General features: G+C 63.9%; 10 protein-coding genes. 6 read left to right on the top strand and 4 right to left on the bottom strand.

Annotation, left to right across the window (positions count from 1 at the left end; genetic code table 11):
* Positions 1-129 precede the first annotated feature (129 nt).
* Positions 130-900, top strand: a complete 771-nt coding sequence (locus AV059_RS10835; protein ID WP_058997567.1) for an IclR family transcriptional regulator — start codon at positions 130-132, stop codon at positions 898-900.
* A 60-nt stretch (positions 901-960) separates the two neighbouring features.
* Here AV059_RS10835 and AV059_RS10830 read toward each other — a convergent pair whose 3' ends face one another.
* Positions 961-2,124 carry an acyl-CoA dehydrogenase family protein gene (locus AV059_RS10830; protein WP_058994420.1) on the bottom strand — a complete coding sequence of 388 codons (1,164 nt, stop codon included), beginning with the start codon at positions 2,122-2,124 and terminating at the stop codon, positions 961-963.
* 82 nt (positions 2,125-2,206) lie between these two features.
* On the opposite strand from AV059_RS10830, the gene AV059_RS10825 reads away from it, so the two are divergent.
* A complete protein-coding gene (locus AV059_RS10825; RefSeq protein WP_058994419.1) occupies positions 2,207-3,676 on the top strand; it encodes an aldehyde dehydrogenase family protein in 1,470 nt (489 codons plus the stop codon).
* Positions 3,677-3,770: 94 nt separating this feature from the next.
* Positions 3,771-4,586: an aminoglycoside N(3)-acetyltransferase gene (locus AV059_RS10820; protein WP_058994418.1), complete on the top strand. Its 816-nt coding sequence runs from the start codon at positions 3,771-3,773 to the stop codon at positions 4,584-4,586.
* A gap of 33 nt (positions 4,587-4,619) precedes the next feature.
* Here AV059_RS10820 and AV059_RS10815 read toward each other — a convergent pair whose 3' ends face one another.
* Positions 4,620-5,681, bottom strand: coding sequence for a zinc-dependent alcohol dehydrogenase family protein (locus tag AV059_RS10815; RefSeq protein ID WP_058994417.1), 1,062 nt, complete (start codon positions 5,679-5,681; stop codon positions 4,620-4,622).
* Between the two features lie 146 nt (positions 5,682-5,827).
* Positions 5,828-7,483, bottom strand: a complete 1,656-nt coding sequence (locus AV059_RS10810; protein WP_058994416.1) for a long-chain-fatty-acid--CoA ligase — start codon at positions 7,481-7,483, stop codon at positions 5,828-5,830.
* A 171-nt stretch (positions 7,484-7,654) separates the two neighbouring features.
* Between AV059_RS10810 and AV059_RS10805 the strand changes: the two genes are divergently transcribed.
* The 3 genes from AV059_RS10805 to AV059_RS10795 all read left to right on the top strand — a co-directional run bounded on the left by AV059_RS10805 (position 7,655) and on the right by AV059_RS10795 (position 11,695).
* Complete coding sequence (locus tag AV059_RS10805; RefSeq protein ID WP_058994415.1) at positions 7,655-8,449, top strand: enoyl-CoA hydratase/isomerase family protein; 795 nt, start codon at positions 7,655-7,657, stop codon at positions 8,447-8,449.
* A 43-nt stretch (positions 8,450-8,492) separates the two neighbouring features.
* A complete protein-coding gene (locus AV059_RS10800; protein ID WP_058994414.1) occupies positions 8,493-9,563 on the top strand; it encodes a phosphotransferase family protein in 1,071 nt (356 codons plus the stop codon).
* Between the two features lie 167 nt (positions 9,564-9,730).
* Positions 9,731-11,695, top strand: a complete 1,965-nt coding sequence (locus tag AV059_RS10795; RefSeq protein WP_058994413.1) for a 3-hydroxyacyl-CoA dehydrogenase/enoyl-CoA hydratase family protein — start codon at positions 9,731-9,733, stop codon at positions 11,693-11,695.
* A 26-nt stretch (positions 11,696-11,721) separates the two neighbouring features.
* Here AV059_RS10795 and AV059_RS10790 read toward each other — a convergent pair whose 3' ends face one another.
* Positions 11,722-12,939, bottom strand: a complete 1,218-nt coding sequence (locus tag AV059_RS10790; protein WP_058994412.1) for an acyl-CoA dehydrogenase family protein — start codon at positions 12,937-12,939, stop codon at positions 11,722-11,724.
* Positions 12,940-12,954 lie beyond the last annotated feature (15 nt).

Below are 12,954 nucleotides of genomic sequence, written 5' to 3'. Positions count from 1 at the left end.
GGCCAGGTAATAGAAGTTAGGTTCGGCTGCGAAATCGAACGGCGGATCGCTACTGGTTGCGTTCGGGCTGTCGAACCATCATGGTCGATTATGCGAAACGTTGATGACACTGAGCAGTCACAACTCCGTATGCTCGAAAACAAGAACGGAACGTCCGAGGTGTCGACGACCCGGACGTCGTTTGAGATTCTGGCGCTGATTCGGGATGCGGGCGGCGCGACAATCGCGGACATCCGGGCAGAGACGGGCCTGGCAAAGAGCACGGTGTATCGGCATCTCAAGACGCTGCACGACATGGACTATCTCGTCGCTGAAGACGGGGAGTACCGGCTGTCACTCCGGTTTCTACAACTCAGCGAACCGCCGCGGATACGGCGGCCAGGCTATCTCGTCGCCAAGCAGAAGGTCATCGAACTGGCGATAGAGACTGACGAGCGAGCCCTGTTTCTGGTCGAGGAGGGGTTCGAGGGCGTGTATCTGCACCGGGCCGGCGGCCGGAATCCACTCCAGAGCGACACGATGATTGGCAAACGCCGGCCACTGCACGCGCTCGCCTCAGGGAAAGCCATTCTTGCGGAATGGGCTGACGAACGCATCGAGGAGTTCGTCGAAACCACGCCCCTCGACGGGCTGACGGCGAACACGATCACTGACCGGGACGCGCTGTTCGAGGAACTCGAACAGGTCCGCGAGCAGGGCTATGCGACCAATATGTCCGAACACATGGATGGCCTGCGTGCGGCAGGTGTCCCGGTGTACAACCACAAGGACGACCTCATCGGCGCGCTGAGCGTCTTCGGCCCGAGCGGCCGGGTGAGCCGGGAGGATGTCGAATCGACGTATCCCGACCTGCTGGAACGGAAAGCCAGTGAACTGAAGATCGACCTCACGTACGATTGAGAAGTGCTGGTTCGCGCCGGCGCGGTCGTTCCACATACCGGAATGTATCGGACAGCCGCCTTACTCGAAGGCCGGGATGCCAGTCAGGTCGTGGCCGATAATGAGCGAGTGGATGTCGTGAGACCCTTCGTAGGTGTAGACGGTTTCGAGATTCGTCAGGTGCCGCATCGGGGAGTAATCAGCCGTGATGCCGTTACCGCCGAGCATCTCGCGGGCCACCCGTGACTGCTCGCGGGCCATCCGCGCGTTGTTGCGTTTTGCCATCGACACCTGTTCCGGGCGGAGGTCGCCGCGTTCCTTCAGGTCGGCGAGTCGGTGGGCGAGCAACTGGCCTAACGATATCTGGGTCGCCATCTCAGCGAGCTTCTCTTGCTGGAGCTGGTAGCCGGCGATCGGCTTCCCGAACTGCTCGCGGTCGGTGGCGTACTCGTGGGCGGTTTCGAAACAGTCCATCGCGGCCCCCACTGTCCCCCAGGCGATCCCGTAGCGGGCCTGCGTGAGACAGGACAGCGGTCCCTTCATCCCCTCGACACCCGGCAGGACGTTTTCCTCGGGGACACGGGCGTTCTGCAGGCTGATCTCACCGGTAATCGAGGCCCGCAGTGAGAGCTTTTCGTCTATCTTGTTCGTCGTCACACCGTCACGCTCCGTTTCGACGAGGAAGCCCCGAACGGGGTCGCCGTCAGCGGAGGTGACCTTTGCCCAGACCACTGCGAGGTCGCTGATAGGCGCGTTCGTGATCCACGTTTTCGAGCCGTTCAGGACGTAGCCGTCGGCGTCCCGTTCGGCCGTTGTCTCCATCGCTGATGGGTTGGACCCGTGTTCGGGCTCGGTCAACCCGAAACAGCCCACCTGCTCGCCGCTGCCGAGTGCCGGCAGCCATTCCTCCTTCTGGGCGTCGCTACCGTAGGCGTGAATCGGGTACATGACGAGTGCCCCCTGCACGCTGGCCATCGAGCGCAGGCCGCTGTCGCCGGCCTCCAGCTCCTGCAACAGGAGGCCGTACGCCGTCTCGCTGAGGCCCGGCAGGCCATACCCATCGAGGTTCGGGGCGTAGAATCCGAGGTCGCCCATCTCGGTGATGAGGTCCGTCGGGAACGTGCCGTCGATCCAGTGTTGCCCGACATCCGGCTTGACTTCGTTCTCGACGAACTCCCGGGCTGTGTCACGGACCATCCGCTCTTCCTCGCCGAGGTCGCCTTCGAGACCGAGGTAATCGATCATATAGGATCTGTGGCCGGGGTTCAATTAAGCGTTTGCCTGGTGCCAAAGTGCTAAAAGTCCGTGGCGCTGTCGACACTATGGAATGTCACAACCAGATAGCCAGATGGCGTGGGACCGACTGTACATCGACGGTGAGTGGCGAGACGCTGGCGCATCTGAGACGATTCCGGTGACTAACCCCGCGACAGGCGATGAAATCGCGGCGGTACCCGCCGGAACGGAGGGCGATGTCAACGATGCCTATCAGGCAGCCGATGCGGCCCAATCCGACTGGGCGGCGCTGTCGCGCGAGGAGCGCAACGAGTACGTCCAGGCGATGATTGGGGTGATGCAGGAACGACTCGACGAGATCATCGAACTGCTCGCGACGGAGTCGGGCAGTGTTCAGGCCAAAGCAACTGCTGAGGCCAACTTCGCCATGGCGGACTTCCAGAGTGCGCTGGAGATGGTCCCGCCGGAGGAAGAGGTACGCGATTCGATGTATCACGAGGACAAGGACCATCACATCGTCCGCGAGCCCGCTGGCGTCGTCGGGATTATCTCGCCGTGGAACTTCCCACTGCACCTCACGACACGAGCGCTCGGCCCCGCGCTAGCGCTGGGGAACACTGTCGTTATCAAGCCCGCAACGGACACGCCGATTACCGGCGGACTCCTGCTGGCCGACATCGCCGAGGAAGCCGGCGTTCCGGACGGCGTCGTCAACGTCGTCACGGGCCACGGCTCCGACATCGGCGACCGGATGGCCGGCCACCCGACCGCCCGCGTGATGTCGTTCACCGGGTCGACGGCAGTCGGCAGGTCCGTGGCCAGTCAGGCCGGAGACGCGCTCGCCCTCCCGGCGCTTGAACTCGGTGGGAACGGACCGTTTGTCGTCACTGAGGACGCCGATATCGAGGCGGCCGCCAAGGCCGGCTCTGTCGGCGCGTTCGGGCATCAGGGACAGGTGTGTATCTCGATTAACCGCCACCTCGTCCACGAGGATGTCTACGATGAGTACGTCGAGAAGCTCGTCGAACACGCGGAGTCGCTGACTATCGGGAACCCAACCGACGAGGACGTGGAGTTCGGTCCGATCATCAACGAGAGCCAGGTCGACCAGCTCACCTCGTTCATCGAGCAGACTGTCGATGCCGGTGCGACGCTGGAAACGGGCGGCGAGGTCGAGGACCTGTTCCTCGAACCAACCGTCCTCTCGGGGTGTACCAACGATATGTCCGCGGCGTGCAACGAGCACTTCGGCCCCGTCGCTCCGGTCATCCCCTTCGAGTCCGACGAGGAAGCCGTCGAACTCGCAAACGACACCGAGTACGGCCTCGCCGCAGGCGTGTACAGCGACGATGTCGAACACGGGCGGTCCATCGCCGACCAGATCGACGCCGGGATGGTCCACGTCAACGACCATCCGATTCAGGACGAACCCAACGCCCCGTTCGGCGGGATGAAAAACTCCGGCCTCGGCCGGTACAACGGTGAATGGATCATGGACGAACTGACCGAGACCAAGTGGATCTCCGTCCAGCACGAAGAGCGCGATTACCAGCTGCTCTAAGCCAGTCGACTCGGGGGCATAGCAGTAACCCAGAACAGCGGCTCGGTGTCTCCGGGAACACGAAACTTATGCCCGCTTTCGGCTATCGTCGCTCATGGACACGCCGCGCCCAAGCGACCGTTCAGCGGAACCGGTCACCGTGGATTCGATAGCACAGGACCTCCGGACGCTGGGTCTCGAACGCGGGGAAACAGTACTGGTCCACGGGTCGCTGTCCGAACTGGGATGGGTCTGTGGTGGCGCACCAGCGGTGGTAGACGCCCTGCAGCGTGTCGTCACGGAGAGTGGGACGGTAGTGATGCCAACGCATTCACCCGGCAACAGGGACCCCGACAATATGGAGAACCCACCGGTCCCAGACTCGTGGGCCGATACAATTCGCGAGCAGTTCCCCCCGTACCGCCCAGCAGTGACGCCGACGCAAGGGATGGGTGCAATCGCCGAGTGTTTTCGCACGTATCCAGCTGTCCACCGGAGCGACCACCCACAGCATTCCTTCGCCGCGTGGGGTACCGACGCCGAGGCCATCACGGGCGGTCACACCTACGATTACTCGCTCGGGGAGGCATCACCGCTGTCCGAGGTCTACGACCGTGCTGGGAGAGTCCTGTTTCTTGGAACCTCACATGCGACAAACACCTCGCTGCACCTCGCTGAGTACCGCGCCGATATCGACACCGACACGACAGAGCACGCCAGCGCCGTACTTGTAGAGGGCGAGCGCGAGTGGTGCCACTGGACGGACATCGAGCTTACCGATACGGATTTTCAGGCCTGCGGTGAGGCATTCGAGCGTGCCCATCCCAGCGCCGTCGAGACGGGGACTGTCGGCGTCGGCGAGTCGAAGCTCCTCGAACAACGGCCGATGGTGGACTTCGCCGTTGAGTGGCTGACAGCGAACCGTTCGTAGGTATCGGCGACCACAGCGTAGTGCCGCCGTGTCTCAGAACTCGTCGATAACGGGGATGCCGACCGTCTCGTACTCACCCATCGACGAGAGAGTAGCCGGCACGTCTTCGAGTGCGAGCGTCTCCCCGACGATCTTGGCGGGGTCAAGCGTCCCGGCGTCGATGAGCCGGAACAGTTCGTCGTAGCGGATCGGCGGCATCCCATAGGAGCCATGGAAGTCGATTTCCTGCAGTGTCATCGTGTCCACCGGGAGAGAGATTTCCCCAGCCTCCACGTCAGTCGTGAGCCCGACCTGCACGTGGGTACCTTGTTTACCCAGCGAGCCGACCGCGTTGCGACACGTCTCCGCGATACCCAGCGCGTCGATAGCCACATCGGCCCCGCCGTCCGTGACTGCGTGAACCTCTCCGGGAACGTTGTCTGCCTCGGCAGCGTTGATTGTCGTCGCCGCGCCGAGGTCCAGCGCCCGGTCGAGTTTGCTGTCCTGCACGTCGACCGCAATCGGTTCGGCTCCCAGTGCATCGGCGATATGAACTGCCGAAAGTCCAACGCCGCCACAGCCGTGAATCGCGACGGCGTCGCCCGGCCTGAGATCCGCCCGGTCAGTCAGCGCGTGGTACGCCGTCATGAACCGACAGCCGAGCCCAGCCATCTCGGTGAAGTCGACAGCGTCCGGCAGTGTGACGCAGTTGAAGTCGGCTTCACGAACGGGAAACGCCTCGGCGAACGCCCCCGGTGCGGCGTCAAGGAAGCCGAGCGGCATCGACGTCTCGCAGATGTTGGCGTGCCCGCGCTGGCAGTACTGACACGACCCGTCACCGAGGTGAAACGGGACCGTAACGCGGTCTCCCTCGGAGAACTGTTCGACGTCCGCACCCACGTCGGCGACGACCCCAGCCGGCTCGTGTCCCAGAATCTGCCCGGGACCGGTCTGGATGCCGAACCACTCCCAGTCCCCCTGCCAGGCGTGCCAGTCGCTCCGGCAGACCCCGCAGGCTTCGGTCTCGATGACGACCTGGTCTGGCTGGGGCTCCGGATAGGGCACGTCCTGAATCGTGAGCGGTTCGCCGTGCTCCTCAATGACAGCTGCTCGCATACCACAATCATCACAGGACTATCATAAATACCTATCCGCGGTTGGAGGTGTTGTGGCTGGAGCAGTACGATGGCTGCACGCTACCGAGAACGCCGCCGTCGATAATGTGTCCGACAGCCAGAACGCGCTGCCACATTTCGGCCGAGTTACGTCGCTGGAGCGTTCTCGGCAACAGTTTCGATGACCGACTCGTCAACGTACTCGTCACGGAGTGTCTGCTTGGAGAACTTGCCGGTCGCGCCCTTGGGAATCTCATCGACCAGACGGATGGCATCGGGGACCCACCACGACGGATAGGACTCGGCGACGAGGTCTTTGATTTCCTGCCGGAGCGCGGCTTCATCGGACACAGCGTCGCGTGTGACGACGAACGCGGCGGGGCGTTCGTCCCACCGCTCGTGGGGGACAGGGACAACTGCGGCTTCAACGACCTCGTCGTGACCCATGACCGCGTTTTCGACCTCGACGCTGGCGATCCACTCGCCGCCGCTCTTCACGAGGTCATCCATCCGGTCGACCACGTCGACGTACCCCTCCGGACTCACCCGGACAATGTCACCGGTTTTGAACCAACCGTCGTCGGTGACGGCCTGTTCGGTCGCGTCGGGGGCGTTGTAGTACTCCTGTGTGACCCACGGGCCACGCATCCAGAGTTCGCCCAGCGACTCGCCGTCCCAGGGCACTTCCTCGCCGTCGGTGTTGACGACTTTGAACTCCAGCCCGGCAATCGGGAGCCCCGCGGAGTGGCTCCGCAGGTCGAACAGTTCCTCCTCTGGCAGGTCGGTCATACCGGGCTTTGGCTCGTAGGCGTGGGTGACCGGTGACGTCTCGGTCATGCCGTAGCCGGAGATGAGGTCCACGTCGAACTCCTGCTTGTAATCCTCCATCAGCGACCGCGGCGTCGCGGACCCGCCGCTGGTGAAGTACCGAACCGAGGAGAAATCCACGTCAGTGTCACGGGCGTACTCTAGCAGATCCATGAACACGGTCGGGACCGCTGCGGAGACGGTCACGTCCTCTTCGTCAATGAGCATCGCCAGGTCCTCGGCCGACGGGTTCGGCCCGGGGAGGACCGTCTTGGCTCCAGCAGCGATGGTCGTGAACGGACGACACCAGCCGCTAACGTGAAACATCGGAACGTACGTCAGCTCTACGTCGTCGGTCTTGATACCGGCCTGGCTGGTCATCAGCGACATGACCTGTGTCCAGTACATCTTCTGGGTGTACTCGACGCCTTTCGGCTTGCCTGTTGTCCCGGACGTGTAGCACATCCCCGCCGGCTGGTCCTCGGGCAGTTGCGGGAAGGAGTAATCGGGGTCGCCGTCGGCGATGAACGATTCGTAATCGACGACTGGCCCCAGCGACGTTTCGGGGACGGTGTCGCCCATCACGATGTACTGCTCGACGGACGCGAAGGCCTCCTCGTCGTAGGCACCTTCGAGCTTTTCTAGCATGACGGGGTCGACGATGAGGATTTCGTCCTCGGCGTCGGCTACGATGTGCTGGATGTGCTCGTCGGGCAGGAGGAGATTAATCATGTGGACCTGTGCGCCCATGCAGGCGACCCCGTAGTAGGCTTCCTGGTGCCAGTGATTGTTCCAGGCGAACGTCCCGACTCTGTCGCCGCGTTCGATACCTGCCTGTTCGAGGGCTGAGGCCAGCTTTCGTACGCGCTCGGCGTACTCCGCTATCGTGTATCGGTGAATCCCCTGATGTGTCCGCGAGACAATCTCGCTGTCAGGGAACACGTTCTCGCCACGCCACAGGAATGACCGGAGGTTGAGTGGTGCACCACCTGGCATACTCCGTGTCAACACACACCGATATGTTAAAACTAGCCCTGCTCGCTGTGGTAGCCCTCGGCGTGCCACCCGCAGTTCGTGGCCAGCGCTATCCGAAACTGTAAACCAGCGGTAAATTTATACCGGAACCGTGTGAAGCGACCCCATGCAGCGACAACGGAGTGATATCCAGTGAGCGAGTCCGTACTGCTCTCTATCAACGACGGCATCGCCACGCTGACACTAAACGAACCGCAGACGCGGAACGCGCTCACACAGCCCGTATACGACGCGCTGGAGCGCCACCTCGATACCATCGAGACTGCGTCCGATGTTCGATGTGTCGTCATCGAAGGCACTGGCGAGTCGTTCTCGGCCGGCGGCGACATCGAGGGGATGAGCGAGCGGCTCACGAACGACGACCCGACCGACGACGCCGTCAGCGAACTGGCTCGCCGGACCCGCGACACCATCGCCAGAGTCGTCGCACTGCCCGTCCCGACCGTCGCAAAGGTCGACGGGTCGGCCGTCGGGGCCGGCGCGAACCTCGCGATCGCCTGTGACATCCAGCTGGCGAGCGAGTCGGCCAGCATCGGCTTCGTGTTCCGGCAGGTCGGCCTCAGCGTCGACGCTGGCACGTCGTATCTGCTCCCCCGTATCGTCGGGACCAACGTTGCAAAAGAGCTAGTGTTCACCGGCGAGATTCTCGACGCCGAGCGAGCCGCGGAACTGGGCCTGTTCAACCACGTCTACGACGCCGAGTCGTTCGAGTCCGAGGTCGCGGCGACTGTCAGCCGCATTGCCAATGGGCCCACCATTGCCCTCCGGCATTCCAAGCGGCTGCTTCAGGACGGCCTGGAGAAGTCCTTCGACCGCGCCCAGCGCGACGAGGCAACTGCCCAAGGTATCGTCTTCGAGACGGCCGACCACGAGGAGGGTGTCGAGGCGTTCCTGACCGACCGCCGGCCGGAGTTCGTCGGACGGTGACACGACCCGCAGCTTTTCATGACACGGAGCCAAATCAGACACTATGACTGAACACAGCAGCGACTACTACCAGCGGCTGGTCGACGAAAATGCGCTCGAAGAATTTCTTACAAGGGAAATAGGCCCGGCCGAGACGTTCGACGTTGCGCGCCACGAGCAGGGCCACTCCAACGAGACGCTGTTTGTCACCTGGGGCGACCGAGAACTGGTCGTCAGGCGGCCCCCGCCGGGCCAGACCGCCGAGACGGCACACGACGTGTTGCGGGAGTATCGCGTCATCGACGCACTGCAGGACACAGCCGTCCCGGTCCCGCCGACGGTGACGGCCTGTGACGACCAGTCGGTCATCGGCAGCGATTTCTACGTTATGGCCCGCGTCGAGGGGACCGTCATCCGAGATGACGAGCCAGCACGCTTCGGGAACGACGACGCCCGAGCGGCAGTCGGCACCGAGTTGGTCGACACTCTCGCGGCCATCCACGAGGTCGATCCGTCAGCCGTCGGCCTGTCCGACCTCGGCCGTGCGGACGGGTATGCGAAGCGGCAGGTCGCGCGCTGGGGGAAACAACTGGCCTGGGCGTTCGAGCGGACGGCCGAGTCCCGCACTATCCCTGAACTGGAGCGGGTCGGCTCGTGGCTTCAGGACGAGTGTCCCGACGACCATCCGGAGACACTGGTGCATGGCGATTACAAGCTCGACAACGTGATGTTTGGCCCCGACGACAGCCCCGAACTCGCCGCCGTGTTCGACTGGGAGATGGCAACGCTGGGTGACCCACGGGCCGACCTCGGCTGGCTGCTCTCGTACTGGCGCGACGCCAAGGACCCCGAGCCGGAGATTCCCGACCTCGCCATGGAGTTCATCGAAGCGCCGGGCTACCTGACCCGGACGGACCTGGTCGACCGCTGGGAAGCCCAGACCGGCCTGACGTTCGAACACGAGCGGTTCTATCGGACGCTCGCCGTGTACAAGCTCGCCGCCCTTGGTGAGATGTTCTACCGCCGCTATCTGGAAGGCAACGCCGACGACCCGTTCTACCCGCTGATGGAGAACCGCGTGCCCGCGCTGGCCGACCGCGCGATTCGGATTATCGAGGGCGACGAACCGCTCTAACAGAGAAGAAATAAGCGCCGGTTTTCGTGTCGAAGTCCCGGTAGATGGCAGCAACCCCATACACAGCTCGCCGGTGGCTTTCTGGCTGGTAATAATCGTCGACGTATTGCGACACAAAACGGATGCCAGGGGGATGATTGATATGTGTTGCAATAGACACTACGCGTATGCGAGCAGAGCAGCCAGAGATAGCGACAGTTGCAGTGCTCGGTGCGGGAACGATGGGCCACGGCATCGCCGAGGTCACGGCAATCGCCGGCTACGACGTCGTGCTGCGTGACATCGATGCGGACATCGTCGAAGGTGGCTACGAGGAAATCAAGTGGTCGCTCGAAAAGCTCGCCGAGAAGGGGCGACTCGACGAGGACCCCGACGACGTGGCGGCGCGGGTCGCGACGACGACCGATCTGGAAGCGGCGGTGAGCGACGCGGATCTGGTCATCGAGGCCGGCCCGGAACAGCTCTCGGTGAAACAGGACATCTTCGAGTCCGTCGACGCCGCAGCGCCCGAAGATGCGCTGCTGGCGACGAACAGCTCCTCGCTGTCCATTACGGAGATCGCCGCAGCGACGGAGCGGCCGGACTCGGTGCTGGGCCTACACTTCTTCAATCCGCCGGTGAAGATGGACCTCGTCGAAGTCATCTACGGCAAGGCAACGACCGACGAGACAGCCCAGCGCGGCTACGAGTTCATCGAATCGCTCGGCAAGACGCCGATATACGTCCGCAAGGACGTGCGTGGGTTCGTCGTCAACTCCGTCCTCGGGCCGTTCATGAGCGAGCCGGCCTGGATGGTCTCGGCGGGCGAGGCGACCATCCGGCAGGCCGACGCCGCGATGGTCCACGAGCGAGGCTACCCGATGGGCCCGTTCGAACTCGGCGACCTGACCGGCATCGACATCGGCTACCACGTCCGGACGGAGGCCGGAAGGCCGGTGCCGCCCATCATGGCGGAGAAAGTCGAAAATGGAACTCTCGGCCGCAAGACTGGCAAGGGGTACTACGACTACGACGACGGCGGCGGCCCAGAGTACGTCCCGGAGGATGCCGAGGGGTTCGACCATCTCCGCGTCGAAGCGGTGATGGCGAACGAGGCCGCAAAGCTCGTCGGCGACGACGTAGCGACGGCGGAGGCCGTCGACACGGGGATGCGACTCGGAGCCGGGTTCCCGGAGGGGACCTGCCGCCGGGCCGACGACATCGGCCTCGACAGGGTCCTCGAAAAACTCCGGAAGCTCCACGACGAGCACGGCGACGACCGCTACGAGCCAGCGGAGTACCTCGTCGAACTCGTGGAAGCCGGCCACACCGGGACGGAAGCAGGACGGGGTTTCCACGAGTACGACACCGGCGACAGCCCGGGTGACTACCACACCATCAACTGGGAACTCGACGGCGATGGCCTGCTGGAAGTGGAACTCGACCGCCCGTCGCGGATGAACGCTATCAGCGAAACCCTCGCGGACGAGGTCGTTGACCTGCTCTCGTCGGTCGACGAGGACGACGTCCGGGCCGTCGTGTTCGAAGGGGCCGGCGACCGTGCCTTCTCCGCCGGGGCCGACATCTCCGGCTTCGCGGACCGCGACCCCGCACAGACGTCGGAGCCGACAGCAGTGTTCACGACGGTCGCCGAGTACCCCCGACCGACGCTGGCGCGCATCGACGGCTACTGTCTCGGCGCGGGGCTGGAACTCGCTCTTGCTTGTGACCTCCGGCTGGCGACGACAGACTCGGAGTTCGGCTTCCCCGAAATCACGCTTGGCCTGCTCCCCGGCGGCGGTGGGACACAGCGCGCGATCCGAATGCTGACCGATGCGCGGGCGAAGGAACTCGTGTTCCGGGGCGAACACATCTCCGCCGAGCGGGCGGCTGACTGGGGACTCATCAATCGGGCTGTCGACGCCGACGAGTTCGATGGCGTGGTCGAAGAGTTCGTTGCGGACCTCGTTTCCGGGCCGCCGATTGCCCTCCGGAAAGCCAAGCGCGTAATGAACGAGGGGGCCGACGAGAGCCTCGACGCCGGCCTCGAAATGGAGAGCCAGGCCTTTGCGCTCCTGCTGACGACCGACGACGTAGCGGAAGGGACGGCGGCCTTTGCGGCCGACCGGGAACCGGAATTCGAAGGAGAGTAGCGACCGTTGCCGCTGACCGCCCGGTCCTACTCGCGGTAGCGACGCACCGGCTCCAGTTCCTCGCTGTCCACGTCCTCGAAGGCCTCCCGGGCGATGGTCCGCAGGTGGACCTCGTCTGCTCCGTCGACGATGCGGAACGTCCTGACCAGCTCATAGAAGTCCGCAAGCGGGAGGTCCCGGCCGATGCCGTTGCCGCCACAGAACTGGACCGCAGTGTCGATAGCGTCCTGCGTCGCCCGGGCGGCGAACACTTTGCTCATCGACACCTCGACGCGGGCTTCTTTGCCGGCGGCGATAGCGTCCGCGGCGGCCCGGACCAGCGCCCGCGCGGCCTGAATCTGTGTCTCCTGTTCGGCGATTTCAAAGCGGACGTGCTGTTTATCGGCCACGGAGTCGCCGAAGGCCTGCCGTTCGGTGGTGTAGGCCTTGGCGATGGACAGCGCCCGCTCGGCCATCCCCGAGAAACGCATGCAGTGGGTGAGCCGCGCCGGGCCGAGCCGTTGCTGGACGTGCTGGAAGCCGTTGCCTTCCTCGCCCAGCAGGTGCTCCTCGGGGACGCGAACGCCGTTGAACTCGATTTCGGCGTGGCCCTTCGGGTCGCCCTGACTCCCCATGTGCGGGACGTTCCGAACGATGTCCACGCCGTCGGCGTCGGCCGGGACGATGAACACTGAACACCCCTCATACGGGTGGACGTCCTCGTCCGTCCGAGCGAAGACGAGCAGAATGTCGGCGTCAACACCCCCGGTCGTCCACCACTTGTGGCCGTCGATGACCCACTCGTCACCGTCCTTCTGCGCCGTGGTGCGTATCATCTTCGGGTCAGAGCCCGCGCCCTGCATCGGCTCGGTCATCGCGAAGCCCGACTGAATCTCACCCTCGACGAGCGGGTCGAGGTACTCCGATTTCTGGAGGTCAGTCCCTTGCATCTCTAGCAGATGCATATTCCCTTCGTCGGGCGCGTCGACGCGCATCGCAAGTGGACCGAGCAGACTCCGACCGGCTTCTTCGAACGTCGGCAACACGTCCCGGAAGTCATAGCCCATCCCGCCGTGTTCTTCAGGAATCTGTGGAGCGTACACGTCGTACTCCCGTGCGGCAGCGCGGAGGTCGCGAACTGTTGCGTCGGAGATAGCCGTCCCGCCCGCGAGTTCTCGCTCCCGCGGGATGACGACCTCGTCCATCAACGCTCGGGCACGCTCGGCAAGCGTAGTCGCGGCCTCGGAATCGGTGAACGATATCATGGCACATTCTCGTTC

Origin of the sequence: Haloarcula sp. CBA1127, from assembly GCF_001485575.1 — an archaeon.
Classification (GTDB): Archaea; Halobacteriota; Halobacteria; order Halobacteriales; family Haloarculaceae; genus Haloarcula.
Note: the sequence above shows the minus strand (reverse complement) of the source record. Positions and strands in the feature narration are given on the sequence as shown.

Coding starts and splice junctions, on each gene's coding strand:
- AV059_RS10790 (WP_058994412.1), bottom strand. CDS start 12,939: ATGATATCGTTCACCGATTCCGAGGCCGCGACTACGCTTGCCGAGCGT.
- AV059_RS10830 (WP_058994420.1), bottom strand. CDS start 2,124: ATGATCGATTACCTCGGTCTCGAAGGCGACCTCGGCGAGGAAGAGCGG.
- AV059_RS10815 (WP_058994417.1), bottom strand. CDS start 5,681: ATGCGAGCAGCTGTCATTGAGGAGCACGGCGAACCGCTCACGATTCAG.
- AV059_RS10800 (WP_058994414.1), top strand. CDS start 8,493: ATGACTGAACACAGCAGCGACTACTACCAGCGGCTGGTCGACGAAAAT.
- AV059_RS10810 (WP_058994416.1), bottom strand. CDS start 7,483: ATGCCAGGTGGTGCACCACTCAACCTCCGGTCATTCCTGTGGCGTGGC.
- AV059_RS10820 (WP_058994418.1), top strand. CDS start 3,771: ATGGACACGCCGCGCCCAAGCGACCGTTCAGCGGAACCGGTCACCGTG.
- AV059_RS10835 (WP_058997567.1), top strand. CDS start 130: ATGCTCGAAAACAAGAACGGAACGTCCGAGGTGTCGACGACCCGGACG.
- AV059_RS10795 (WP_058994413.1), top strand. CDS start 9,731: ATGCGAGCAGAGCAGCCAGAGATAGCGACAGTTGCAGTGCTCGGTGCG.
- AV059_RS10825 (WP_058994419.1), top strand. CDS start 2,207: ATGTCACAACCAGATAGCCAGATGGCGTGGGACCGACTGTACATCGAC.